24 protein-coding genes and 1 CRISPR repeat array are annotated in these 24,125 nt (G+C 51.4%); of the genes, 12 read left to right on the top strand and 12 right to left on the bottom strand.

Annotated elements, in window-relative coordinates:
• Positions 1 to 2: 2 nt before the first annotated feature.
• Positions 3 to 3,110 carry an exodeoxyribonuclease V subunit gamma gene (gene recC, locus QJT81_18140; protein ID WGZ93689.1) on the top strand — a complete coding sequence of 1,036 codons (3,108 nt, stop codon included), beginning with the start codon at positions 3 to 5 and terminating at the stop codon, positions 3,108 to 3,110.
• On the opposite strand, the gene QJT81_18135 is transcribed toward recC, so the two are convergent.
• Positions 3,094 to 3,747, bottom strand: a complete 654-nt coding sequence (locus QJT81_18135; GenBank protein WGZ93688.1) for an HAD family hydrolase — start codon at positions 3,745 to 3,747, stop codon at positions 3,094 to 3,096. The two genes, recC and QJT81_18135, sit on opposite strands and share 17 nt — an antisense overlap.
• Before the next feature lie 120 nt (positions 3,748 to 3,867).
• Between QJT81_18135 and QJT81_18130 the strand changes: the two genes are divergently transcribed.
• Positions 3,868 to 4,338, top strand: coding sequence for an RNA pyrophosphohydrolase (locus tag QJT81_18130; GenBank protein WGZ93687.1), 471 nt, complete (start codon positions 3,868 to 3,870; stop codon positions 4,336 to 4,338).
• A gap of 212 nt (positions 4,339 to 4,550) precedes the next feature.
• On the top strand, positions 4,551 to 5,024 hold the full coding sequence (locus QJT81_18125) for a DUF302 domain-containing protein (GenBank protein ID WGZ93686.1): 474 nt from the start codon (positions 4,551 to 4,553) through the stop codon (positions 5,022 to 5,024).
• 71 nt (positions 5,025 to 5,095) lie between these two features.
• Here the strand turns inward: QJT81_18125 and QJT81_18120 are convergent, their stop codons facing one another.
• Both QJT81_18120 and QJT81_18115 read right to left on the bottom strand, forming a co-directional pair.
• On the bottom strand, positions 5,096 to 5,521 hold the full coding sequence (locus QJT81_18120; GenBank protein ID WGZ93685.1) for a CopD family protein: 426 nt from the start codon (positions 5,519 to 5,521) through the stop codon (positions 5,096 to 5,098).
• Positions 5,522 to 5,524: 3 nt separating this feature from the next.
• Positions 5,525 to 6,028: a TlpA disulfide reductase family protein gene (locus tag QJT81_18115; protein ID WGZ93684.1), complete on the bottom strand. Its 504-nt coding sequence runs from the start codon at positions 6,026 to 6,028 to the stop codon at positions 5,525 to 5,527.
• Between the two features lie 75 nt (positions 6,029 to 6,103).
• Between QJT81_18115 and argC the strand changes: the two genes are divergently transcribed.
• From argC to erpA, 4 genes are all read left to right on the top strand, one after another.
• Positions 6,104 to 7,135: an N-acetyl-gamma-glutamyl-phosphate reductase gene (gene argC, locus QJT81_18110; protein WGZ93683.1), complete on the top strand. Its 1,032-nt coding sequence runs from the start codon at positions 6,104 to 6,106 to the stop codon at positions 7,133 to 7,135.
• 28 nt (positions 7,136 to 7,163) lie between these two features.
• The gene (locus tag QJT81_18105; protein ID WGZ93682.1) at positions 7,164 to 8,009 is read left to right on the top strand and encodes a hypothetical protein; all 846 of its coding nucleotides are present in this window, start codon (positions 7,164 to 7,166) and stop codon (positions 8,007 to 8,009) included.
• 6 nt (positions 8,010 to 8,015) lie between these two features.
• On the top strand, positions 8,016 to 8,477 hold the full coding sequence (locus QJT81_18100; protein WGZ93681.1) for a polymer-forming cytoskeletal protein: 462 nt from the start codon (positions 8,016 to 8,018) through the stop codon (positions 8,475 to 8,477).
• A gap of 68 nt (positions 8,478 to 8,545) precedes the next feature.
• Positions 8,546 to 8,896 (top strand): iron-sulfur cluster insertion protein ErpA, encoded by a 351-nt coding sequence (gene erpA, locus QJT81_18095; protein ID WGZ93680.1) that lies wholly within the window; start codon positions 8,546 to 8,548, stop codon positions 8,894 to 8,896.
• Between the two features lie 53 nt (positions 8,897 to 8,949).
• Here the strand turns inward: erpA and QJT81_18090 are convergent, their stop codons facing one another.
• On the bottom strand, positions 8,950 to 9,156 hold the full coding sequence (locus QJT81_18090) for an ATP-binding protein (protein WGZ93679.1): 207 nt from the start codon (positions 9,154 to 9,156) through the stop codon (positions 8,950 to 8,952).
• Positions 9,157 to 9,436: 280 nt separating this feature from the next.
• Between QJT81_18090 and QJT81_18085 the strand changes: the two genes are divergently transcribed.
• Both QJT81_18085 and QJT81_18080 read left to right on the top strand, forming a co-directional pair.
• Positions 9,437 to 10,102, top strand: a complete 666-nt coding sequence (locus tag QJT81_18085) for a hypothetical protein (GenBank protein WGZ93678.1) — start codon at positions 9,437 to 9,439, stop codon at positions 10,100 to 10,102.
• A complete protein-coding gene (locus QJT81_18080) occupies positions 10,102 to 10,986 on the top strand; it encodes a nucleotidyl transferase AbiEii/AbiGii toxin family protein (GenBank protein ID WGZ93677.1) in 885 nt (294 codons plus the stop codon). Before QJT81_18085 ends, QJT81_18080 begins: the two co-directional genes overlap by 1 nt.
• Here QJT81_18080 and ppc read toward each other — a convergent pair.
• Positions 10,949 to 13,768, bottom strand: coding sequence for a phosphoenolpyruvate carboxylase (ppc, locus tag QJT81_18075; protein WGZ93676.1), 2,820 nt, complete (start codon positions 13,766 to 13,768; stop codon positions 10,949 to 10,951). The genes QJT81_18080 and ppc overlap by 38 nt on opposite strands.
• A gap of 244 nt (positions 13,769 to 14,012) precedes the next feature.
• Here ppc and QJT81_18070 point away from each other — a divergent pair, with 244 nt between their 5' ends.
• Positions 14,013 to 14,516: a phasin family protein gene (locus QJT81_18070; protein ID WGZ93675.1), complete on the top strand. Its 504-nt coding sequence runs from the start codon at positions 14,013 to 14,015 to the stop codon at positions 14,514 to 14,516.
• Between the two features lie 96 nt (positions 14,517 to 14,612).
• Here the strand turns inward: QJT81_18070 and QJT81_18065 are convergent, their stop codons facing one another.
• From QJT81_18065 to QJT81_18035, 7 genes are all read right to left on the bottom strand, one after another.
• The gene (locus QJT81_18065; GenBank protein WGZ93674.1) at positions 14,613 to 15,776 is read right to left on the bottom strand and encodes a DUF2130 domain-containing protein; all 1,164 of its coding nucleotides are present in this window, start codon (positions 15,774 to 15,776) and stop codon (positions 14,613 to 14,615) included.
• 90 nt (positions 15,777 to 15,866) lie between these two features.
• Entirely contained in the window at positions 15,867 to 16,118 is a 252-nt protein-coding gene (locus tag QJT81_18060; GenBank protein ID WGZ93673.1) for a hypothetical protein, read from the bottom strand.
• Between the two features lie 733 nt (positions 16,119 to 16,851).
• Positions 16,852 to 17,161: a CRISPR direct-repeat array (repeat unit 36 nt; unit sequence GTCTTAATCCCTTTTAAATCAGGGCGGTCTTCAGAA).
• 150 nt (positions 17,162 to 17,311) lie between these two features.
• A complete protein-coding gene (locus QJT81_18055) occupies positions 17,312 to 17,974 on the bottom strand; it encodes a Uma2 family endonuclease (protein ID WGZ93672.1) in 663 nt (220 codons plus the stop codon).
• A 12-nt stretch (positions 17,975 to 17,986) separates the two neighbouring features.
• Entirely contained in the window at positions 17,987 to 18,949 is a 963-nt protein-coding gene (gene cas6, locus QJT81_18050) for a CRISPR system precrRNA processing endoribonuclease RAMP protein Cas6 (protein WGZ93671.1), read from the bottom strand.
• A gap of 89 nt (positions 18,950 to 19,038) precedes the next feature.
• Complete coding sequence (gene phaR / locus QJT81_18045; protein ID WGZ93670.1) at positions 19,039 to 19,524, bottom strand: polyhydroxyalkanoate synthesis repressor PhaR; 486 nt, start codon at positions 19,522 to 19,524, stop codon at positions 19,039 to 19,041.
• Positions 19,525 to 19,642: 118 nt separating this feature from the next.
• Positions 19,643 to 20,371, bottom strand: coding sequence for an acetoacetyl-CoA reductase (gene phbB, locus QJT81_18040; GenBank protein ID WGZ93669.1), 729 nt, complete (start codon positions 20,369 to 20,371; stop codon positions 19,643 to 19,645).
• A gap of 81 nt (positions 20,372 to 20,452) precedes the next feature.
• Complete coding sequence (locus QJT81_18035; protein WGZ93668.1) at positions 20,453 to 21,637, bottom strand: acetyl-CoA C-acetyltransferase; 1,185 nt, start codon at positions 21,635 to 21,637, stop codon at positions 20,453 to 20,455.
• A 189-nt stretch (positions 21,638 to 21,826) separates the two neighbouring features.
• Between QJT81_18035 and phaE the strand changes: the two genes are divergently transcribed.
• Together phaE and QJT81_18025 are read left to right on the top strand one after the other, a co-directional pair.
• Positions 21,827 to 22,939, top strand: a complete 1,113-nt coding sequence (gene phaE / locus QJT81_18030) for a class III poly(R)-hydroxyalkanoic acid synthase subunit PhaE (protein ID WGZ93667.1) — start codon at positions 21,827 to 21,829, stop codon at positions 22,937 to 22,939.
• 29 nt (positions 22,940 to 22,968) lie between these two features.
• Positions 22,969 to 24,030, top strand: a complete 1,062-nt coding sequence (locus tag QJT81_18025) for a class III poly(R)-hydroxyalkanoic acid synthase subunit PhaC (protein ID WGZ93666.1) — start codon at positions 22,969 to 22,971, stop codon at positions 24,028 to 24,030.
• The last annotated feature ends 95 nt before the right edge of the window (positions 24,031 to 24,125 follow it).

The raw sequence follows: 24,125 nt of genomic DNA, 5'->3' as shown, positions 1-24,125 counted from the left end.
CCATGCTCTACCTCCACCATTCCAACCAACTCGAACAACTTGCCAGCGAGTTCGCCCGTTTGCAGCGTGATGACCCGTTAGCGCCGTTGGCAAAAGAACAGGTGGTGGTGCAAAACAGCGGGATGGGGCGCTGGCTCTCGTTGCAAACGGCGGGTTTTAATGGCATTACTGCGAATATTCGCTACTTATTCCCGGCAGAAATGACGTGGGAATTGTTACGCATGGTGTTAGCCGAGGTTCCTGAGAAAGACCCTTGCACTCCGGCATTAATGCGGTGGCGCTTGTTGGCTATTTTTCTGAGTGAACCTGAAGAATGGCCGGAACTGGCGCGTTACCTCGATGGCGGGGCAATGGCGGCTTGGCAACTCGCGGCTCAGCTTGCCAAAGTGTTTGACCAATACCTGTTTTTCCGCCCGGACTGGATTCGGGAATGGGAAAGCGGTAAAGGTGCTGCGGATGACTGGCAAGCGCGGTTGTGGTGGCGGGTGGCAGGCGAACAGCACTTGCCGCATTGGGTGCGTTTGCAAGAACGTTTTGCCCATGCGTTGGCAACGCTTGAACCGACGGTTTTGCCGAAACGCATCTGTTTTTTTTCTGTGCCAGTGTTGTCGCCAGGTTATGTGCAGTTGCTGGGGAAAGTGGCGGAATACACCGACATCCACATTTATTTGATGAACCCTTGTGCAGACTATTGGGGTGATATTGAATCCGAAAAGCGCAAACACAAACAACAAGCCGACGTGCAGGATTATTTCAGTGTTGGCAACCCGCTGTTGGCTTCGTGGGGGCGGCAGGGGCGTGATTTTCTCGATTTGCTGATTGAAGCCAATGCCGATATTGATGATCTGGAATTGTTTGGCGAGCCGGATGAAACCACGCTGCTAGGGCGGGTGCAAGCGGATATGTTGTACTTGCGGATGCCAGAAGCAGGGGGGAAGGTGGATACGTCGATTACTTTCCACGCCTGCCATTCGCCGATGCGTGAAGTTGAAGTGTTGTACGATCAGCTTCTTGCTTTATTCGAGGCACACCCTGAGATTACGCCGGCGGATGTGGTGGTGATGACCCCTGACATCGACACGTATGCACCGTATTTGGATGCGGTCTTTTCCAGTGCGATTTACCCGCTACCGTTCAGTATTGCCGATAGCAACCCGGCCTATGCGCAAAGCATCACCCATCTCTGCGAACATTTGCTGAGCATTCCGCAAGGGCGTTGTGACGTGGAAAGCGTACTGACCTTGTTAGAATTCGAGGAGGTGCGTGCGCGTATTGGCGCGGATGAAGCGCAAGTGCAGCAATGCCGTGCTTGGATTCGTGCCGTCAATATTCGCTGGGGTACTGATGCTGGGATGCGCCCGGAACTCGGTGGGGCGCATACCCCGGAGCATACTTGGCGTTACGGGCTGGATCGTTTGCTGTTGGGTTACGTGATGCCCGGTGATGCCTTATTCAACGGTATTCTGCCCTGGAATGAAATCGAAGGTAGTCAAGCAGAAATGCTGGGGCGCTTACAGCAGGTGTTGGATGCGGTGTTTGAGCTGGCAACGTGGGGGCGGCAACAGCATCTGCTACCGGAATGGAATCGGCGTTTTCGTCAGGTGTTGGATAGCGTCGTGGGCGAAGATGCGCCGCTGCAATCAGTATGGCAAGCGCTGGAGAATTTAGAAAAAACCGTGACGCAAGTGGGTTTTGAGCAGCCGTTGGAGTGGGCGGTATTCCAAAGTGCACTGGCGGAACAGCTCGATAAACGCAGTGAGGCCGATGGCTTTTTGGGGCGTGGCATCACATGTTGCGCCTTAATGCCGATGCGGACTGTGCCTTTCCGGTTTGTTGCCCTGATCGGGATGAATGATGGGATTTATCCACGGCGGGATGCACGTGCCAGTTTTGACCGCATGGGGCAGGGGATCAAGCGTGGCGACCGTCTTAAACGTGATGAAGACCGTTATTTGTTTTTGGAAAGTATTCTCTCGGCGCGTGATGGCTTGTATATCAGTTACCTTGGGCAAAGCCCGCACGATAACAGCGAATTGCCGCCCTCGGTGTTAGTGAGCGAACTGATGGATTATTTGGAGCGCTGTGTACCGGGTAGCCGCAACGCTTTGCTTACCAAACACCCCTTACAAGCTTTTAGCCAGAAATACCTGCGTGGTGGTAATGGTTTGTTCACGTATAACCCTTATGTGGAGGGGAGAGCGGAGAATGCCGCGAGTCTTTTCCCGTCTTTTTGGCAGGATAACGTGTTGCCTGAGCCTGATGCCAGTTACCGTTATCTCAATCTTGCTGATTTGATTCGTTTTTACCAAAACCCCGCCAGAGCCTTTTTGAAAGAGCGTTTTGGCCTGCGTTTGAGCGAATATACCGAAGAGCTGCCCATTCGTGAGCCGTTCGGTTTGGAGCAGTACCGTGATCGTGAGGTACGTGAGTGCATTTTCCGGCAATTGCAGCAAGCACTGCCGGTGAGTACGGCGGAACCTTTGCTACGAGCGCAGGGCTTGCTGCCACACGGTAAACCCGGTGAGTTGGTGTTCAGGAAAGAAGCGGAGGTGGTGGAAGTATTTTTCAACCGCATTCAGCCCTTACCCGCGTTACAGCGTGAAACATTTAGCTTAACCTTGGGCGATTTCTACCTGAGCGGTACGTTGAATCATTTGGATACGCAGGCAGGGCGACAGCTATACGAACTGGGCAAACTGAGTTATTGGCAGTGGCTGGATATTTGGTTGCATCATCTGGTGTTGAATGCTGTACCGGAAAGTGGTTGCCCACCCGTTACCCGCATTGATACACCGGATGAGCATTACCAGCTTGAGCCGGTCACGGATGCACGCGCCCAACTGCAACAACTGTTGGCATGGTATTGGCAGGGTTTGCAGGAGCCGCTGCCGTTCTTCCCTAAATCCGGGTTTGGCATGATGGAGGCGGAAGCGCCTAAGTTAGAGACAGCATTAGGCAAATGGCATAGCAGCGGGCGTTATAGCGGAGAATGTGAAAAGCCCGAATACCGTTTGCTGTATCGTGGCAGCAACCCGCTAGAAACCCACCAACAGGCATTTATGGAAATAGCGGGTGGTGTTTTCGGGCGGCTGTTTAGCGCAAGGAAATGACCGGCCAGCCCTTGTCGATGGCAATCTGATGCAAGGTGTCATCGGGGTCAACGGCGACGGGGTTATCCACCATTTCCAGCAAGGGCAAGTCATTGCGTGAATCGCTGTAGAAATAGCTGCCCCTTAAGGTTTCTGCACGGTTGGCAAGCCAGTGTTGCAGGCGCGTGACTTTGCCTGCTTGAAAACAGGGAACGCCGTCAATTTCACGGGTATAGCGCCCATTTACCACTTTGGGTTCGGTTGCCAGCAAGTGTGGAATGCCAAACGCCTCGACAATCGGGCGGGTGATAAAGCTATTGGTGGCGGTAATGACCATCAGCGTATGCCCTTGGCGGCGGTGCTGTTCCACCAATTGTTTTGCCGTTTCGGTGATCAGGGGGTGAATCACACTTGCCATGAATTCTTGGTGCAAGGTCGCTAATTCCGCCATGCTGCGTTCACTCAGTGGCTTGAAGGAAAACGCCGAAAACTCGTGGATATCGAGCACGCCTTGTTTGTATTGCTCGTAAAAGTACTGGTTGGCGGTTTCGTAATGATCACGTTCGACCAACCCCTTGCTGACTAAGTATTGCCCCCATTCGTAGTCGCTATCGCCGCTGAGCAGGGTGTTGTCCAGATCAAAAAGTGCCAAAGTCATGTTTTTTTTAACTCTTGCTGCGGAAAACCGACGATTGTACCTGCTTTTTCCTCACGTGAAATTGCCGAATCATGACAGTTGTGGAAAAATCAAGGTAAGTTCAGCTTTGGAGAGTGAATCGTGATTGATCAGGAAGGATTCAGAGCCAATGTGGGCATCATCCTCTGCAATTGCGACGGGAAAGTGTTTTGGGGGAAACGGTTAGGGCAGGATTCCTGGCAGTTTCCACAGGGAGGAATAGATCAAGGAGAATCACCGATTGACGCCATGTTTCGTGAGCTGTACGAGGAAGTTGGTTTGCGGCACGATCAGGTGGAAGTTGTTGGGCAAACTCGTGGATGGTTGCGGTATCGCATCCCCCATTACATGATTCGCCGTCGGGCGAGGCCATTGTGCATCGGGCAAAAGCAGCGCTGGTTTTTGCTGCGCTTGAGGTGCAATGACTATGATGTCAATTTACAGGCAACCGGGAAACCGGAATTTGATCACTGGGAATGGGTAGATTATTGGCAGCCTGCCCGCCAAGTGGTGTTTTTTAAACGTCGAGTGTATCACCGTGCGTTAAACGAATTAGCGCCGTTATTAAGCTAATACCCTACCCCGTAGAGACGCAAAATGTTGCGTCTCTACCTGTGTACGCAACACCGCAGATTATCTGCAATGATCATGATTTTTCTCATGCTCTTGGGCGTTCTGCCCGACGCGATTTAACTGTTTTGTAGCTATAACTATAGACGAGGCAGACATACAACAATACTGCCCATTTTTGATTACAAATTGTTTTTCGCTAAGAGGAAATTTTGATGAAAACAGTAATGGCCATGATGGTAGGCGCGGTAGTGGGCGTCGTAGTAACAGCAGCGGTGGGTTGGAATGTAATGCCGGGGATGATGTTGCACGAAAGCGCCAGTCCGCTAAGCACAGCAGAAACGGTGGATAAAATTAAAGAGAATGCCTTGAGCAAAGGCTGGGTGGTATCCGATGTTAAGCCCTTGCATGAGTCCGTTAAAAAGCACGGAGGCAAGGATTTGAAGCCGGTAATGCTGGTGAACTTGTGCCAAGCTACCCATGCTTCCAATATTCTGGAGCAAGATCAGAATAAGAAAATATCCGTGTTTATGCCATGCACCATTTCAGTCTATGAAAAATCGGACGGCAAAGCCTATATCGGCAGCATGAATGCCGGATTATTGGGGGCGATGTTTGGTGGCAAAGTGGCAGAAGTCATGAAAGACGTTTCCGCCGACCAACAAAGTTTCATTGCTTTCGCCCAGTAAGCGTTAAACACCATCCTTGCAGGTAGAGACGCAAGATTTTGCGTCTCTACCTGCACATCCCACCATTGTGTTTAAAACGGTTTCACAATTGCTAAAATGACAATCACGATCAGCAATACGCTAGGGGCTTCATTGAACCAGCGGTACCACTTGTGATCGTGGGTATTCGCATCATTCCGAAACTTAATCATCAGCTTGTAGCAAGCGTGGTGATAACCCAGTAGCAACACAATCAGCAGCAATTTAGCGTGAAACCAATGGGTTGCCACCATCAAATATTGCCAATTAAGCGCCAGCATAATCAAACCAAATCCCAGTGTGATTCCCGCCCCAATGGTCATAATCGCAAACAAGCGCCGTTCCATGATTTTAAACAGCGCGAAACTGCCACTGTTTTCCGGCATAGCGTGGTAAACATACAAGCGTGGCAGGTAAAACAGCCCCGCGAACCAAGTCACCATGAAGATAACGTGGATGGCTTTGATCCATTCGTACATAAATTATCCTTTTAGCATGGAACGGATTTGCTGTTCCAATTCCGCGAAGTCGAAACTGCCGAGTTGCATCCGGGTGATTTTACCTTCTGGGCTAACGAGGAACGAGGTGGGCGTGACTTTAATACCGCCAAATGCTTGCCCCCATTCACCGGTTTTGTCATAGACCAAATCGTATTGCATCCCTTTTTGTTGGCGCATCGCTTTGATCGCCGACTCTTGATCGTGCGGCAGGGCAACCGCGATGGTGCGGAACCCTGTGCCTTGTAGCTTTTGGTTGAGTTCCACTAAATGCGGAATTTCGCCGACGCAACCAGGGCAGTCAGTAGCCCAAAACACCATTAAGTAGGGCTTGCCTTTGAGCTTTTCCAACTCAATCGCTTGCCCATCAATGGTTTGCAGTGTGATAGCGGGCGCTGCTTTGATACCACCCGCCGGGGCGAGTAAGAAAAAGGCTACAATGCCCGCGATGAATGCCAGAATGGCGATTCCTTTGAGATCCAGTTTCATAGGCTTGGTGTTTGTTAATCGTTAAGGAAGGCGTATTATACAGGGATTTTTCAAGCCGACATAAAAAGAGGTAGTGTGAAAAGGAAGATTGGTATTGTTGGCGCGACAGGTTATACCGGCGTTGAGTTATTGCGGTTACTGGTGAATCACCCCGACATTGACATTACGTGCGTGACCTCACGTGAACACGCGGGAAGCCGGGTGGATATGATGTTCCCTAACTTGCGGGGTTATGTCGATTTGGCGTTTACCGCACCCTCTGATGACGCCTTGAGCGCGTGTGACTTGGTATTTTTTGCGACACCCAACGGCATTGCGATGAAAAGTGCGCAAACTTTGTTGGATGCTGGCACTAAGGTGATTGACCTTGCCGCCGATTTTCGCATTAAAGACATCGCGGTGTGGGAGAAATGGTACGGAATGCAACACGCCAGCCCGCCCTTGGTGGAAGAAGCGGTGTACGGTTTGCCCGAATTAAACCGGGTGCAAATCCGCAATGCACGGCTTGTCGCTAATCCCGGTTGTTATCCTACCGCTGTTACCTTGGGCTTATTGCCCTTGGTGGAAAACGGTTTGATTGATGTGGCAGGGATTATCGCCGACACTAAATCCGGTGCCAGTGGCGCGGGGCGTAAAGCCGAAGTGCACACCTTGCTGGCAGAAGCGGGGGATAATTTCAAAGCGTATGCGGTAGCAGGGCATCGCCATCAGCCTGAAATTGCGCAAACGCTTTCCAGCATTGCCCGTACATCTATTAGCCCGGTTTTTGTACCCCATTTATTGCCTATGATTCGCGGGATTCACGCTACACTGTATGCTATGTTGACCAGTGAAGCTGATTTGCAGCAACTTTATACCGCTCGCTATGCCAACGAGCCGTTTGTGGATGTGATGCCTGCCGGTTCTCACCCTGAAACCCGCTCCGTGCGTGGCGCAAATGTATGTCGCATGGCGATTCATCGCCCCGGTAATGCTGAGCGCGTTGTGGTACTCTCCGTGATTGATAATCTGGTCAAAGGTGCGGCGGGTCAGGCAGTGCAAAACATGAATTTGATGCTGGGTTTAGCAGAAGATACCGCGTTAAAGCAGCCGGGCTTATTGCCCTGATGAATACACCAAGAGATAGTAAGCACCCATGAGTTTGGAGTATAAGTTTGAAAATCGTGGCACCGTACAAGTGCGCCCGACAGGCAGCGATAAACGCAGCCCTTGTTGGTACATGCTATTAGGCGTACTGCTGTTGCTGACTGCCTTGGCGGGGTGGTTGTTTTTTAGTGGCTATATGACCCCCGCGAATGCGACGGGTGGTATTCACGCCATGACCTTGCGCGGTAAAATGGACGAGCAAGAACGCCTGATTGCCCAGCAAACCAGCACTATCCGTGAATTAGAAGATAAATTAGCCTCAGCTAAACGCGGCGAAGATGTTCAGGTGGTTGCCAATGAAGAGCTGAAGCGCAAGTTTGCGGCAGCCGAAGCGGATTTGACGGTGCAGCGCGATAAACTTGCCTTGTATGAAGAAATTCTCTCGCCAGCGGGTTTGGAGCAAGGCTTGCACCTCCAGCATTTTGCCGTCAAAGAACGTTTAGTGGATAACGATGGCAAAAAAATCAACGGGATGCACATGTATCAATACCACCTCGTCTTGGCGCACATTCGCAACGGGGAGGAGGTCATCAAAGGCAGCTATAGCATCGCAATTAGCGGCAAGCAAGATGGCAAAGCCGCCAGTGTCCTACACAAGGACGTGACCCCCACAGGTGAAAAAGTTAATACCGCATTTGAAGTAAAACATTATCAAAGTCTGGAAGGCAATTTAGTTTTTCCCAAAGATTTTGTGCCAGAATCCGTTAAGGTCAAAGTGACGCTGGCCTCAGGTGAAACCCCGGAGCGCTTAGCAAAAAGTTATGATTGGTCTTCGTTTAGTAATAAAGTCAGCCCTGTGGTGACTGACTCCACCGCATCCATCACCAAGGAGTAAATGAACATGTTCGGAAAATCCGCCAAGTCTAGCAGCGGTAGCACCAGTAGTCCTGCCCCCAGTCACCATGGCGACCAGAAAATTCGCAGCGCCCAAATTGACACGATTATTGGCAAAGGCACGACCATTGACGGTGATTTACGTTTCTCCGGCGGCCTGCATGTTGAGGGGGTTATCAAAGGTAACTTGGCAGCCGATGGCGACAATGCCACGCTGATTTTAAGTGAGCATGGGCATATCCAGGGGGAAGTACGCGTTCCCAGCATGGTATTAAACGGCGCAATCGACGGTGACGTGTTTGCCGGTGGCAAAGTTGAGCTGTTTGAAAAAGCGCGTATCTGTGGTGATGTGTACTACAACTTGCTGGAAATGGCGGTGGGTGCGGAAGTCAACGGCAAGTTGGTACGCCAGAAACCAGAGTCCGGCAAATTTGCGCCGCCACCAGTACCAGCATCCGACAGCGAATAAGGCTTTTTTACCTTGTTACCCCTGCAATGGTAACGTGACCAAATACACTTGTTTTAAGGAGATCACTCATGAGCGTTGAAACCGCTATCCCTGCACCGTTGGTCTTTACCGACGCTGCTGCTGTTAAAGTCAAAGCCCTGATTGAAGATGAAGGTAATGCAGCGCTGAAACTGCGCGTATCCGTGCAAGGCGGCGGTTGTTCCGGCTTCCAGTACGGCTTCACCTTCGATGAAAACATGAACGAAGATGACACCGCCGTGGAAAACGCTGGCGTGACGTTGTTGATTGACCCGATGAGCTTCCAGTACATGGTCGGTGCCGAAATCGACTACACCGAAGGTCTGGAAGGGGCGCAGTTTGTGATTCGTAACCCGAATGCGACCACGACTTGTGGTTGTGGGTCGTCTTTCAGCCCGTAAGATCGAAGAAAATCCTCCCCCAGCCCCTCCTTTTGCAAAGGAGGGGTGTTATGTCAGAGTTCCAAAATCACCCGAAACTCTTCGCCATCATCAATAAACTGCACGGCTTTACCCAGTTTTCTCGCTTCCTGATATACCATCGGCAAGCCGCGCCCCAGTTTATCCATGTACCCCAAGTTCTCCATTAAGCGCACCAACAGCGGATTGCGTGAAAAACTCGTCCCTGTGGTGAGTTTGCTGACTTTAACCGTATTGGGCAACCGACCGGGGCTGATGAATTCAATGCGGTCATCGAACAGAAATACACGGATTTGCGAGCCAATAATGCTGTAGTTTTGCCGACTTCTTTGGTGTCCACCGCCATTTATTCCCGTTTGAATTCAATGTATTAGTTTTCGGTCGCAGGGATTGGGTTCATGGTCAGGCATCACGTTTATCTGCTACAAGTCAGCGTGATTGTAACAGATGTGCATTCTTGATATGGCTTAATGGAACTTTGTTACCTATACTTCTATAAAGTGAAAGTTTCTGGAATTTTCAATGCAAGCATTAACCGAAAAACTGCTATTCCACCCCTACCGCGAACGCATTCTGGATGAAACCCAGTTAGCACACTTAATGGGTGGCACATCCGCCCGCCGTTATGGTTTGACCAACCGTGCGCTGCAAGCAGGTGAGTTGCAACGCCTGATGCGCGGCTTATACGTATTGCCGCAACGTTTCCGGCAAACCCGCTTGCATCCCTTTGTGATTGCCCAGCGATTACACCCCACCAGTTACGTATCGTTTGAAACTGCTCTAGCATGGCACGGCTGGATTCCTGAAGCCGTTCATACCGTTGCGAGTGTGACACCGGGGCGTAAAACCTTGCAGTATCAACCGGATGGTTTCGGGTTGTTTACCTATCATCCGCTGGCATTACACAAGGGTTATTTTCTGGTGCAAGTAGCACGGGTTGAACTGGAAGGGCAGGCAGCATTGCTGGCAAATCCGTTACGCGCTTTGTTGGACTGGGCGTGTTTTCACAAGCAACCTTGGCAAGGCTTGGCGTTTTTGCAAGATAGTTTGCGGATTGAACCGGAATCCCTTGCCCGCATTACTGCGGCGGACATCATTAACTTGCGCTACGTTTACAAACATAAAGCCGTGCAGCACTGGCTGACGCAGTTGGGTGTCGCGTTGCAACTCACCGGGGAAACTGTCTAATGCTGGAATTGTTACAACAACGTCTTGACCGTTATCAAGCGAAAGACCCGCTGCAAGAAGAGCAGGCGTTAAAAGAAATCATGCAAGAGATTGCTCTCTATGCTTTGTGGCAGGCTGGTTTTTTTGAGGTGGCAGCATTTCAGGGTGGAACGAGCTTACGCATTTTGCATCAATTGCCACGCTTTTCCGAAGACTTGGATTTTCTGCTGAAGCAACCTGACTCTGCATTCGCATGGGAAAAGTATTTGCAACCGCTATTGGCGGTCTTTGAGCTTTTTGGTTTGCGCCCGGAAGTATTGGATAAAAGCCGTATGGATCAGGCTGTCCGTAAAGCATTGCTCAAGGATGATTCGATTGCCGGTCAACTCAACCTGTCGTTTTATGCAGGACTTGGTAATCCGGCACGCCACTTGAAAATCAAGTTGGAGGTGGATGTGAATCCGCCCGCTGGTTCAGGGTTCGCGTACAGTTATCTGGATTTTCCGTTGGATTTCGAGGTTTGCCATCAGGATTTGGCGAGTAACTTTGCCTTGAAAATTCACGCGCTGCTGTGTCGCCCCTATTTGAAAGGGCGTGATTGGTATGATTTCGCTTGGTATGTCAAGCAAGGCGTTGCGCCCAATCTGCTGCATTTGCAGGCAGCTTTACAGCAATCCGGCACGTGGGCAGGGCAGGGAATTGCGGTAGATACCGCTTGGTTGCAAGCAACACTGACCGCCAAAATCAGTAGCATTGACTGGAAAAAGGCGGTCAGTGATGTGGAGCGTTTTGTACCGTTATGGGAACGCCCCGTGCTACAATTGTGGAGTGAGCGTTTCTTCCTGCAAAAACTGGCTCACTTGCCGCTTACCCCGTATTGCGCATCCCCGCCGCAATCGCATTAATCGTCCGCAGCAACGTCGGCAACCAGGGCGAATCGGTATTCCCGGTTTCCGCCACATACTGCCGATGCCGCCGGATCAGCGTAATCTGGATGTGGTTCAACGGGTCAAGGTAAGGGTCACGGCGTTGCAGTGAATATTGCAGCAAGGGCGTTTCTTCCATCAGCCCGGTGAGGTGCGCTACCGCCAGCACTTCTGCAACGGTTTTTTCGTATTCGGTGCGAATGTCGGCAAAAATCTGTTGTGCATTCTCCTGATCGCTGGCGAGGGCAGCGTATTCCTTGGCAGTATCCATTTCGCCTTTGTACAACGCCATTTGCGTATTGCTGAGCAAGGAGCGGAAGGCTGGCCATTGCGTATACATGCGTTCCAGCAATTTGCCGTTGTCGGGGTGCGCCGCACGGAAGGTGCTTAATGCCGTACCGATGCCGTACCAAGCGGGCAGGGTATGCCGCGATTGCGCCCAACCGAATACCCACGGAATCGCGCGGATCGAGCCTTTGTCACGCACGGTTTTCTTGCGGTGTGACGGGCGCGAACCGATGTTCAGCAAGGCGATTTCCTGCACCGGGGTGGCTTCATAGAAATAGTCCATCAGCCCCGGTGTCCAGTCGGTCAATTGGCGGTATTGTTGTTCGCCGCTCGCCGCAATTTTGCTCATGGCTTGGTGGAATTCGTCAGGATAAGCGCCGCGTTTTTTCAGCAAACCCACGCTGGCTTTGAGCAGCCCGGTGCAACCCACGCCCAATTCATACACCGCCGTTTCCACGTTGCTGTATTTCGCCGCCAAGACTTCGCCTTGTTCGGTGAATTTGATTTGCCCGTGCACGGTGTCGGGTGGTTGCGCAATAATCGCTTCGTGCGTGGGGCCGCCGCCGCGCCCGACCGTGCCGCCGCGCCCGTGGAACAAGCGGCATTTCACCCCGTAACGGTCGGTCAGGGCAATCACTTCTTGTTGTGCGTTGTACAAGTTCCAGTTGGAAGCGAGGATGCCGCCGTCTTTGCACGAGTCGGAATAGCCCAGCATCACCTCTTGCAGATTGCCCGACGCGGTTAAGCAGGCACGATAAGCATCATTTTCCAGCAAATGGCTTAATACGCTACTAATGCGCTTGAGGTCGTCAATGGTTTCAAACAAGGGCGAAATCTGGATGTGGCAGAACAATTGACGGTGTTCGTCATAGCCGACCAAGCCCGCCATGTGTGCCAGCAACATGACTTCCATAATGTGGCTGGCGTGATGCGTCATCGAAATCACATAAGTGCCGAAAATGCCTGCGCCTGCTTCGTTGCGCATTTCTAAGATGCTGTCGAAAATTTCCAAAGTTTCAGCGGTGCGTTCGCTGAGTTTGGGGCGGTGTGGCATGGGTAAACGCGGGCGTAAAATCAGTTCCGCCAGCAATTCCATGCGCTCGGCTTCGGGCAATTCCAAGTAGTTATGGCACAAGCCGGAGAGTTGCAGCACTTCGGCGACGGTTTCGCTGTGGATGGTGGACTCTTGGCGAATGTCGAGTTTGTACAAGCCAAAGCCGCAGGTTTCGGCTAGGCGAATCAAGTCTTTGAGTTCGCGCCCCGCAATTACCCAGTCACCGTGGCTGCGCAACGAGTCACGAATCAGGTACAGCTCGTGGATGAATTCGCTGACATCGGTGTAAGCGTCTATTGACAGCGTGGCGTGTTCACTTTGCAGGCGGGCATTCACAGTATTGAGGGTTTGGTGCAACTTGTGGTGCATAATACTGAGCAAGCGCCGGTAGGGTTCTTGCTGGAAACTTTCGTGGGCGTAGTGGAAGATAACCTCGCCAATGCCAATGCGCTGGTCTTCTTGCTGCAAATACGCGGTGAATTCGGGGGTCGGCGTGATGAATTCCAGCGAGTGGGAGAGTACCGAGCGCAATTCTTTCACGCGGTGAATGTAAGCTTGCAGGGCGAGTTGCATTTGCATCCGAATCGCTTTGCGGGTCAAAGCAGGCGTGACGAAAGGATTGCCGTCACGGTCGCCGCCGATCCACGAGCCAAAGCGCAAAAAGCTGGGTACGGTGACAGCACCCCAACCGTAAGCTTTGCGGGTAGCGCGTTCAAAGTAGCGGTAAACGATGGGAATCGCGTCAAACAAGGATTCGCGGAAGTAGTACAGGCCGTAACGGATTTCATCTTCGACCGTGGGCTTGCGGGTGCGGACTTCGTTGGTGCGCCACATGAGCTGAATTTGCGCTTTCAGGTGGCGCATCAGCGATTCGCGTTCGCTTTCTTCGGGGTCATTATTGAGTTGGTCAATCACCAAAAAGATGCGGCGCTGGATTTCCATCATGGTGCGGCGGCGTGCTTCGGTCGGGTGCGCGGTGAATACCGGAATGTAACGCATCTGGTCGAGCAGGCTTTGCATTTGCTCGGCGGTCATGCCTTCTTGCTGGAGTTCCAGCACAGTACGGCGCACTGAACCTTTCCATAATTGGCTGTCGGCTTTTTGGATTTCACGGCGACGTTCACGGTGCTGGAAATCTTCCTCAACGATATTGGTGAGGATATAGAAGGTGTTAAACGCCCGAATCACTTGTTCGAGCATATCCACATCCAGTGCGTCGATCAGTTGCATCAACTCAGTGCGGGCAGCGTCATCATTGCTTTTACGCAGGCGGATATAGCCACGGCGTAATTTTTCAACCGTGGTGTACACGGCTTCGCCTTCCTGTTCCTTGATGATTTCGCCAAGCAATTCGCCGAACTGGCGGATATTGTGCTGCAATTTGGCAACGTCGAAAGGCTTGTCTGTGGTGAGATTCATGGTCTGTCGTATCCCCGAATAGTTAATGCACAAATACATGCAAAAAGGAGGCCGACATTATGCCTTATGTATGACTAGCCATAAAGAAACGTGAGAAATGTAACGAAATGATGAAGTTTCGGTTTTTTGTTGCGATGCAGCAAAAAAGTCGTTGACAGCCTTTCGGGAAAGCGATATTGTGCACTGCATCAAATGCAGAAATGCATTAAGAGATTCAACCGAAACCCGCACTAGGAGATAAGACATGCAAAACGAAATGATGAACATCGTAAAACAATTCAGTGACAGCGCGATGGCTTCTGCCAAGAAAATCGGCGAACTGAACATGAAAACCTTTGAAACACTGGCTACCAAGCAAGCTGACCTGATGAAATCTTGTGTCGAAATGGGCACTAAGAACGCAGAAGCAGCAACCAAAGTAAAAGACCTGACCGAACTGACAGCACTGCAACAAGACGTTACCCGCACTTGTGGCGAAAAATGGGTTGCGAACATGCGTGAAGCGACTGAAATGCTGACTTCCGTTCGTGACGAACTGACAGCCATCATGGAAGAAGCTGCAAAATACACTCAAGCTGGTGCTGAGCAAGCAGTAGAAGCTGGCAAGAAAGCAGCAACTGAAGCGGTAGAAAAGACCACTGAAGCGGTTGAAAAAGCCTCTGCTGAAGTGGTTGAGCTGACTAAAGAAGCGGCAGGCAAAGCCGTTGAAGTGACTCAAAAAGTTGCTGCTAAAGCTAAAGCTGCTTAATTAACGCGTTTGACAGTGGGTCAGGGTGTAACTCCTTCTTGCGACCTGACCCGCTTCTCCTCCATTGCCCGCTCTTGTAGCGGGTAATTTTTTGGCCTATTCCGCATCAAATTCCAGCGCAGCGACCACAGGCATGGTGTGACCGATAATGCCTTGCAACGCCCCGTACATACCGGTGGTACTGCCGATCACCCTCTGTAACTGCTTTTCACGTTCTGCCCAATGCTTTTCCATGGCGCGGCGTTCTTTGTGAATTTGCGCTTGCATGGTGTCGAAGGCTTCTACAATCGCTTCTACCCGCTGGCGGAATTCATCACCGGATAGGTAACGCCACAGCAATTCCATTTTCGCATCCAAGCCTTCACTGGCAGCGCGGGCGTAACTGACTTGTACCAATTGTTCGCGCAAGACGCTGGCGAGTGCCTGCCAGTTTTTCAAATCGCTGACCCACACGCCATCAATGCGCCCGAAGCCGCGAATCGTTTCCGGCACAACTACCGATACCAATACTGCAATCGCGGCTCCGGCGCTGCGTTGGTCTTCTTTAAGTTTGTCGATCCAGCTTGCTTGCCATGCCTTGGTGTTTTTCGATTCCCAGATAATCGCGCCGCATTCTTGCAACTGCGCGTTGATCACGGTTTGGATAATGTCCGCACCGCGCATTCCTTTGGGCACGGGTTGGATAGTGTCATGCGGGAAAGCGTGTTGCAGGGTGGTTTGCATGTCTTGTTCCAGCACTTCGCCTTGTAACTCTTGGGAGCCGAGTTCGCTGCGGCGTTTGGCGTTTTCCAAATCTTTGAGCAGATTGCTGATTTGTTGGTCTTTTTGCTTGAGTTTGAGGTCTTGTTCTTCGGTGATTTGATTGCGCAGGCTGTGTTCGAGTTGCTGGCGGGCGGTGTCGAGACGGCGTTGAATTTCGAGTTCCATGTCGCGGGCGCGGGCTTCGAGTTCGGCTTTTTCTTGGCGTAATTGCAGCTCGGCTTGGTTGGCGGTGGCGATGCGCTGCTGGCTCAGGTCGAGTTGTTGTTTGAGCAGGGCAATGTCTTGCAAGGCTTGGCGCTGTTGTTCGCTCACTTGTTGTTGTAGCAGTTCGCGCTCGTGTTGCAGGCGCTGTTGCGCTTGTTGTTCGGCGCGTTCGGTCGCGGCACGCAGCGCTTGTTGCTGTTCGGCGGCGAGTTCTTGGCGCATTTGCCCGCGTAGCACGTCGGAAATGGCAATGGTTGTGCCGCACTGGTGGCATTCGATGGTGGTGTCTTGCATGGTGATGGCCCTTGGTTACTGGATGCGCAGAGTATAGGCGCAACTCGCGACGAAGGGCAGGTTGACAAGCTTGTCAGTGTTGGAGGGCGTTTACATTCGGGGTTCGCGGCGTAGCGGTTCGGCACGTGGCGGTGTGGTGTCACCGGGTTTGGCGTTCATGTAGCAGGCGTGTTTGCCGTCGCTGTAACCGATGCGGTAGAACACCGCGAGCGCGAGGGTTAGCACGATGCTGGCGAGGGTTTGGTAAATGCCAAATGCTTCAATCGCGGTGCCGAGTACCCAGAATAAGCCGATGCCCGCGAAGATCGAACCGGCGATGGTAGCGTGTATGCGTGTTGCCATGAGAAGCCCCGTGCTGTTTTTATTAATAAGTTAAATTAATGATAGCAGGGGAGAAGGTGGGCGTATAGACCACAACGATTAATTTAAGCGCGTGACACGTAGGTCGGACTTTAGTCCGACACTTTTGCTGAAATTACAGCTACCATCATGAATCGAAAGGCGTCTTAATCCCTTTTAAATCAGGGCGGTCTTCAGAACCAATCAACACACGGAGACAAGACAATGACCAGTAGTCTTAATCCCTTTTAAATCAGGGCGGCATTTAGAATTGGTCGTTTTTTGTCTTGAACTGGGATTTTTAGGATTAAAGGATTAGTAGGATGTAAGTGGGCATCTTGGAAATCTTTTAATCCTGAAAATCTTAGTTCAGATTAAAAGAGGCTGAAAGAGGGCGTATGCAATACGCCCCTACGAAAGAATCCACTGTAGGGGGCGTATTGCATACGCCCTCTTAATCCCTTTTAAATCAGGGCGGTCTTCAGAACTTATACAGGGCTTGACATACATGATAGTCATCCGTCTTAATCCCTTTTAAATCAGGGCGGCATTTAGAATTGGTCGTTTTTTGTCTTGAACTGGGATTTTTAGGATTAAAGGATTAGTAGGATGTAAGTGGGCATCTTGGAAATCTTTTAATCCTGAAAATCTTAGTTCAGATTAAAAGAGGCTGAAAGAGGGCGTATGCAATACGCCCCTACAGTGGATTCTTTCGTAGGGGCGTATTGCATACGCCCTCTTAATCCCTTTTAAATCAGGGCGGTCTTCAGAAGTCAGTGGAAGTGAAAAACAGACGCTCAAGTCAGTCTTAATCCCTTTTAAATCAGGGCGGTCTTCAGAACTGCGTCAGCAGCAAGTTGACGGATTTGAAGCGTCTTAATCCCTTTTAAATCAGGGCGGTCTTCAGAAAAGGAGTAATAATGATTAAGGTGAAGTAATGCCGTCTTAATCCCTTTTAAATCAGGGCGGTCTTCAGAAGATCCCATTGCGCATTTGAGCGAAACCTATGAGTCTTAATCCCTTTTAAATCAGGGCGGTCTTCAGAAGGCTCGTGTCGAATCAGCCTTTTGAATCAGTGGGTTACAGAGACCCTTAGCAGGAAATGCACTGTATAAAAAGTTGTCTTGAGAAAAAACTGACCAAGTTAGATTTTTAAACAAGCAACACAGCCCTCTGTCTGTGTGAATAGATTAATCTTACACCACCTCAGCAGCGTTTGAATAGGGATTTTCGCCCACCCAAGCGCGAAACGCCTTCATCGCCACCATGCGCCCCTCACGTTCCGCCAAGTCCAGCAACGCCGGGATTTTTTCCCGCAATGCCAACCCCGGAAAATGCGGGCTAAATTCAACGGCCTGATATTCACCCGCCTGCAACACCCAAATCACCAATTGCTTGCCATCGTATATCCACAACTCCGGCACACCCAGCGCCGCATACAACGCCCGATCTGTCGGCGAATAAATGTCGATTTCCACTGCCAAATCCGGTGGCGGATCACTATCCAGACTAATCTGCCGTTTGCCACGCACCGCCGCCGCATGTTCAATATAAAAGCACTCATCCGGTTCAACCGCTTTTTGCACACTTTGCTTACGCATGGTAAACGAACCCAGCGGGCTAAAATCCACCTCGGCGTGTTCCAACAAATATTTGATAAAGTCGCCGATATACGTTTTTGGCATTTCATGCCCAACCGATGGTGCCATCAAATGAATACTCCGCTGATTGTAATGAATGCGCAGACTGCTCCTATCCCCCAATTCATCCATGAAGCGCTCGAAATCCGCCCAAGACACATCATTGATCACCACTTCCGCATTTTCCGGAAAGCTAAGCTGACTAAACTGAAACTGCATAATGCCTGCCTCTCAAATCGCCTTTTCCCCAGTATAGCAGTCGAGCGCATACCCGCCCATGCCCATCACCGCACCTTTCCCCGCGTGTACCCACTGCCCCAACCATAACCAAGGCCAGAAATCCTCCAGCCCATCCAGCGCCAGCATAAAGCTACCCACCAACCCGCCCATCTGCACATGGTTCTGCTGGCGATTGGAATAACGCGCCCATTCATGCCAGTGCAAATTCGCATCTTCCAGTGTCACCGCCGCCGCTTGCTGGCTCAACGCCTTAAAATCACCCGGCAATTCCACTCCCGCATGATAAGCGTGCAATAAGGTAATCCGCCGCATCAACGCATTGATAAACAACTGAAACGTAAACCGGCTGCTGCGTATCGGCGTCCCTTCCTGCAACAAGCGCAACGGCGTCAACAAGCGCACCTGCACCCTTTCCGGCATTGGCGGAACCGACGGCACAATTCCCGCTAACGCTTGCAAACTTCCCCCCGCCGCCTGAATCTGCGCCCATTCCCCCGCACCCGGTGTAAGCTCCTGTTCCACCGCCACCAGCGCATAACGCCCATCGCCCTTACCGATTCCGCGTTCGCCCACCTGCTGCATCGCGTGGATTAAATACGGTAAATGCCCAATCGCCGCCCCCAGCAAACTCAATTCCAGCGACAACACCTCCCCCGGCGCATACTGCCGCCCCGACGTTGCCAACGGCTGCATAATGTAAGGGTGGGGGGCGGCATTAATCTTTTCCAGCAATGGCTCATGCCCCGCTGGTGTTTCAAACACCTGACTGTAAACACAGGAACGCCACAACAAACACTGGCGACAATCCGGCTCACGGGTAATACACACCGTGCGCCGCAAGGCATGACCAAACGCACCACGCCAAGTCGAGCCAGCATAAGCAGGGAATTGAATCGGGGTTAGCGCCCGCAATGTTAAACGGTAACGGGCAATCGGTAGGCTAAAATGGCGCATGAAAACCTTCACGGTGACAACGGTTTGTGCAGTTTACCGCCGTAAAGGTTTTGAGCAAGCGTTGACAAGCTTGTGGAACGTGGAGTGCTTTATTTTTTCGGCTGTAAATTGCCCATAATGCTTTCCTGCATTTTTTTCCAGGTTTCCATATTTTGCTCGCTGATTTTCATCCATGCATCCAGCGGCGTGCCTGCGAGTACTTTGTGCATCTGTTCCTGCATCGCGGTTTGCTGACTGGTAAACAACCCGACGCTTTGCTCCATGTACTCCATAAAGCCCTTGCGGGTCGCGTCACTGTAATTGCGGATAAATTGCGCCAGAATGTCGGTGCTGAACAAGGGTTGCCCGCCTGATTCCTGTTCCATAATGATTTGCAGCAGGATACTGCGGGTAATATCGTCACCAGATTGACGGTCGATGACTTTGAAAGGGGTTTCTGCCAAGACCAAATCGCGGACATCGCTCAAAGTGATATAACAACTCTGGTTGGTGTCGTACAAGCGGCGATTGGGGTATTTCTTAATAATGCGTTCTTCTGCCATAGGATCTTCGTCGGTGCTACTGTGATGAAACAAATAAAATCAAGCCTGATTTTATAGGTTAACGTTTTGTTATGCACACAAAAACACGACGGCAATGCACAAAAGCGGTGAATAGCGGGGTAGGGGCGTATTGCATACGCCCCTTTTCATCTTAGTGAATGAACTGACCGCCGTTAGCAGAAATGTTCGCACCGGTGATGAAGCCCGCGTTGTCGGATGCCAAGAAAGAAACGATTGCCGCCATTTCTTCCGGTGTACCCAAACGACCGACCGGGATTTGTGCGATGATTTTGTTGCGCACGTCTTCCGCGATAGCCATAACCATTTCAGTGGCGATGTAGCCCGGTGATAAGGTGTTGATGGTCACACCTTTACGTGCCACTTCTTGTGCCAGTGCCATGGTGAAACCGTGTACACCGGCTTTTGCTGCGCTGTAGTTGGTTTGACCAAACTGACCTTTCTGACCGTTGATGGAAGAAATGTTGATGACGCGCCCAAAGCCACGTTCAGCCATTTCGTTCACGAACTGGTGCGTCACGTTGAAGACGCTATCCAAGTTGGTTTTCATGACCGCAGCCCAATGCGCCGGGGTAATTTTCTTGAAGGTGGCGTCACGGGTAATGCCCGCGCAGTTAACGATAATGTCAACCTGACCGAAATCCGCAATCACGGATTCTTTCAGTTTGGCGCAATCGTCATAACTGCTGACATCGCAAGGGTAGATGGCAACGTCATAATCTTGTTTGGCTTGCCATGCTTTGGCTTGCTCTTCCGGCTCGAAATAGGTGGTGACAACTTTGTAGCCGTCAGCAGCGAACTGCTTGCAAATCGCGTTACCAATACCGCCAGTACCGCCTGTTACCAGTGCAACTTTACTCATAATCAATACTCCTCAATGTAATGTATTTTGTCTCTTACTCCCTGCCCCCCTTGGGGGGGAAGGGCTGGGGAAGGGGGGTCTTTAAACCGCTTCAACTGCCATTGCCACACCCTGACCACCACCGATACACAGTGTTGCCAGACCTTTTTTCGCGCCAGTGCGCTTCATGCCGTGCAGCAGTGTCACCAGCACACGAGCGCCGGAAGCACCAATCGGATGACCCAGCGCAATCGCGCCGCCGCTGATATTCACCTTGCTCAGGTCAAAGCCGAGGCTTTCGTTCACCGACATCGCTTGTGCTGCAAAGGCTTCGTTGGCTTCAATCAGGTCGAGATCCGCCACGCTCCAGCCTGCTTTTTCCAAGCACTTGGTGGTGGCTGGGATAGGGCCAGTACCCATGATTGCCGGATCAACGCCCGCGCTGGAGAAGCTCACAATGCGTGCCATCGGGGTTAAGCCCAGTTCAGCCGCTTTGGATGCTGTCATCACGATCACCGCTGCCGCGCCGTCGTTAATCCCGGAGGCATTACCCGCTGTGACTGAGCCGTCTTTCTTGAATGCAGGGCGCAATTTGCCTAAAGAAGCAGCGGTGGTGCCAGCGCGGGGGAATTCATCCTTGGCAAACACCAGTGGGTCGCCTTTGCGCTGTGGAATCACCACGGGGATGATTTCATTGTCAAACACGCCTGCGTTTTGTGCCGCTTCGGTTTTTTGCTGTGAACCGGCAGCGAATTCGTCTTGTGCTTCGCGGCTGAAACCGTATTGCGCGGCGATGTTTTCCGCTGTGATCCCCATGTGGCAATCGTTAAAGGCGCACCACAAACCGTCTTTGATCATGGTGTCGACCATTTTCCAGTCGCCCATTTTCTGACCGTTGCGTGAATTAGGCAGGACGTGCGCCGAAGCACTCATGGTTTCCTGACCGCCCGCGATTACAATGTCAGCGTCGCCACAAGCAACCGCTTGATACGCCAGATGCACCGCTTTCAAACCACTACCGCAGACTTTGTTAATGGTCATCGCCGGAACTTCAACAGGCAAGCCAGCAGACAGCACGGTTTGACGCGCCGGATTTTGACCCACACCAGCGGTCAAAACTTGCCCCAGAATAACTTCGTTGATTTGCTCAGGTTTCAAGCCAGAACGTTCCAGCAAGCCTTTGATGACGGTTGCGCCGAGTTCAGAAGCAGGGATAGCGGCGAGCGAACCACCAAAAGTACCAAGTGCAGTTCTGCCAGCGGCTACGATCACAATATCTTCGCGCATGAAACGTTCTCCTAGGGTATAAAATGTCACAAATTCTGTGGTATATCTGTAGGGTGTCAACAATAAGCCGACAGGTGTGGCTTTGGCAAGTCGTAAAAGTACCACACTGTCAACATTGTTGCGACGCACAAAATAGCATGGTAAGCTCTTGGAAGGCAATATTTTTATACGCGGAGGATGGGTACTGTCATGGCAGATTGGTCGGAAGAAATGATGAAAAACTGGTCTGATGCGCAACAGCGTTATTGGAATGCGTGGTCGGATCTTTCCAAAATGGGTCAGCCGCAAGCTGTGCCGAATTTTGGCGCTGGCTTTGGTTCGGGTTTCGGGGCAGCACCTGCTTGGACACAAGGGCTGGAGCAATGGTGGAAAGCCGTTAGCCCGCACGCTGTTCCCGGCGCGTCTACCGATGCCTTCCAGCGTATGGTTGAAATGGGCAAGGTTTACATGAACCTTGCCGAAAATGCTTACAAGGTGCAGCAAACCGGCAGCAATGGCACCGATGCCATGAATGCGTGGATGGATGCCATGGAAACGGGTTTCCGCCAATGCTGTGGTCAGCTCGAAATGGGGAAGTTCACTGCCCATGGTTTTGGGGTAGGGCAAGCGGCTTTGGATAGCTGGCAACGGGTATTGGGCAGCATGGGGATGCAAGCTTTCCAACAAATGGGGGCGGGCGGTTTCCACATGCCGACGTCTGAGAACTGGAGTGAACAGCTCAATAAGGTGCTGGGGACGCCAGCCGTGGGTTATAACCGTGAATCGCAAGAACGTTTGCAAGCCTTGGCAAAATTGGGTGCAAACTACCAGGAAGCGATGGATGACTACTTAAAAGCGTTTGCCAAGCAGGGTATTGAGTCCGTGCAAGCGTTGCGTGAGCGTGTCAATACTTTGCGCAGTGAAGGCAAGAAAATCAATTCCTTGCGTGAACTTTACGATTTGTGGGTGGATGTCAACGAACAGGTTTACGCCAAGTTTGCCATGACAGATGAATACCAAGTGGTTTACGGCGATTTAGTGAATGCGCTGATGGCGCTCAAACAAGGTATCAATGCGGAGTTGGACAGTGTGTATGAGGCGGCAAACTTGCCAACCCGTAAAGACTTGAATGCGGCGTTTGAAAAGCAGCAAGAAATGCGCCGCGAAAACCGCACCTTGCGCAAGCAGTTACAAGAACTGTCCCGCAAAGTGGATGCGTTAGCTGCCGTACAGAACACCGCTCCGCCCGCCGCGCCTGCCGCACCGAAACCCAAGGCAGCCGCGAAACCCAAAACCCCTAGCGCCAGCACCAAGAACGCCTAACCTGCACTGGATATTCAAGGAGAACGAACATGCCGTTTCAAATGCGTCCAGACGAAATTCTGAACGAAGTCAAAACCTTCAATGAAAAACTCGCGCAGGGTATGACCAATCTGATGGAAGTCGGCGAGATTTCCGCAGGCGTTACCCCGTTTGAAGTCATTTACACTGAAGACAAGCTCAAACTGCTGCATTACACCGGCACGACTGAGCCGACCAATAAAGTACCGATGCTGATTGTGTACGCGCTGGTAAACCGCCCTTACATGACCGATATTCAGGAAAACCGTTCCACCATCAAAGGTTTGCTGGATGCGGGTCAGGATGTGTATTTGATCGACTGGGGCTACCCCGATGCGTCTGACCGTTACCTGACGATGGATGATTACCTCAACGGTTATCTCGATAATTGTGTGGATGAAGTGCGTGCACGTCATAACGTTGATGCCGTCAATCTGTTAGGGATTTGCCAAGGCGGTGCATTCAGCCTGTGTTACAGTGCCATGCATCCTGAAAAAGTTAAAAACTTGGTGACGATGGTGACGCCCGTCGATTACCAAACGCCGGATAATATGCTGAGCCACTGGGTGCAAAACATCGACATTGACCAACTGGTCGATACCATCGGCAATATTCCCGGCGAAATGCTCAACTGGACATTCCTCAACCTCAAGCCTTACCAGCTCATGGGGCAGAAATACCTCGGCATGGTGGATGTGATGGGGGATAGCCAGACCCTGAAAAACTTCATGCGCATGGAAAAGTGGATTTTCGACAGCCCTGACCAAGCGGGTGAAACGTTCCGCCAATTCATCAAGGACTTCTTCCAGCAAAACAAATTGCTGAAAGGTGAAGTGCAGGTGGGTGAGTACACCATCGACTTGAAAAATGTGACTGCGCCGATCCTGAATATTTTTGCGGAACAAGATCACTTGGTTCCGCCGGATGCGTCACGTGCATTGAATGGTGCGACGGGTAGCAGCGATTATACCGAGCTGTCTTTCAAAGGCGGTCACATCGGTATTTACGTCAGTGGCAAAGCGCAAAAAACGATTCCACCCGCGATTGGCGAGTGGTTGACAGCGCGTAGTTAGAAGAAACTCCTCCCCAGCCCTCCCCTTATCAGGGAAGGGGGTAAGAAATCTTGTTCCTCCCCTGATAAGGGGAGGTTAGGAGGGGGTTCTTTGTG

Source organism: Candidatus Thiothrix putei (assembly GCA_029972225.1).
Classification (GTDB): Bacteria; Pseudomonadota; Gammaproteobacteria; order Thiotrichales; family Thiotrichaceae; genus Thiothrix; species Thiothrix putei.
The sequence above is the reverse complement of the archived record's forward strand: the minus strand, read 5'-3'. Positions and strand labels throughout refer to the sequence as shown.

Excerpts from the sequence above, each read along its gene's own strand:
- recC (WGZ93689.1), top strand. The coding sequence starts at position 3 with ATGCTCTACCTCCACCATTCCAACCAACTCGAACAACTTGCCAGCGAG.
- QJT81_18135 (WGZ93688.1), bottom strand. The coding sequence starts at position 3,747 with ATGACTTTGGCACTTTTTGATCTGGACAACACCCTGCTCAGCGGCGAT.
- QJT81_18125 (WGZ93686.1), top strand. The coding sequence starts at position 4,551 with ATGAAAACAGTAATGGCCATGATGGTAGGCGCGGTAGTGGGCGTCGTA.
- QJT81_18120 (WGZ93685.1), bottom strand. The coding sequence starts at position 5,521 with ATGTACGAATGGATCAAAGCCATCCACGTTATCTTCATGGTGACTTGG.
- QJT81_18115 (WGZ93684.1), bottom strand. The coding sequence starts at position 6,028 with ATGAAACTGGATCTCAAAGGAATCGCCATTCTGGCATTCATCGCGGGC.
- QJT81_18105 (WGZ93682.1), top strand. The coding sequence starts at position 7,164 with ATGAGTTTGGAGTATAAGTTTGAAAATCGTGGCACCGTACAAGTGCGC.
- QJT81_18100 (WGZ93681.1), top strand. The coding sequence starts at position 8,016 with ATGTTCGGAAAATCCGCCAAGTCTAGCAGCGGTAGCACCAGTAGTCCT.
- erpA (WGZ93680.1), top strand. The coding sequence starts at position 8,546 with ATGAGCGTTGAAACCGCTATCCCTGCACCGTTGGTCTTTACCGACGCT.
- QJT81_18085 (WGZ93678.1), top strand. The coding sequence starts at position 9,437 with ATGCAAGCATTAACCGAAAAACTGCTATTCCACCCCTACCGCGAACGC.
- QJT81_18080 (WGZ93677.1), top strand. The coding sequence starts at position 10,102 with ATGCTGGAATTGTTACAACAACGTCTTGACCGTTATCAAGCGAAAGAC.
- ppc (WGZ93676.1), bottom strand. The coding sequence starts at position 13,768 with ATGAATCTCACCACAGACAAGCCTTTCGACGTTGCCAAATTGCAGCAC.
- QJT81_18070 (WGZ93675.1), top strand. The coding sequence starts at position 14,013 with ATGCAAAACGAAATGATGAACATCGTAAAACAATTCAGTGACAGCGCG.
- QJT81_18065 (WGZ93674.1), bottom strand. The coding sequence starts at position 15,776 with ATGCAAGACACCACCATCGAATGCCACCAGTGCGGCACAACCATTGCC.
- QJT81_18060 (WGZ93673.1), bottom strand. The coding sequence starts at position 16,118 with ATGGCAACACGCATACACGCTACCATCGCCGGTTCGATCTTCGCGGGC.
- QJT81_18055 (WGZ93672.1), bottom strand. The coding sequence starts at position 17,974 with ATGCAGTTTCAGTTTAGTCAGCTTAGCTTTCCGGAAAATGCGGAAGTG.
- cas6 (WGZ93671.1), bottom strand. The coding sequence starts at position 18,949 with ATGCGCCATTTTAGCCTACCGATTGCCCGTTACCGTTTAACATTGCGG.
- phbB (WGZ93669.1), bottom strand. The coding sequence starts at position 20,371 with ATGAGTAAAGTTGCACTGGTAACAGGCGGTACTGGCGGTATTGGTAAC.
- QJT81_18035 (WGZ93668.1), bottom strand. The coding sequence starts at position 21,637 with ATGCGCGAAGATATTGTGATCGTAGCCGCTGGCAGAACTGCACTTGGT.
- phaE (WGZ93667.1), top strand. The coding sequence starts at position 21,827 with ATGGCAGATTGGTCGGAAGAAATGATGAAAAACTGGTCTGATGCGCAA.
- QJT81_18025 (WGZ93666.1), top strand. The coding sequence starts at position 22,969 with ATGCCGTTTCAAATGCGTCCAGACGAAATTCTGAACGAAGTCAAAACC.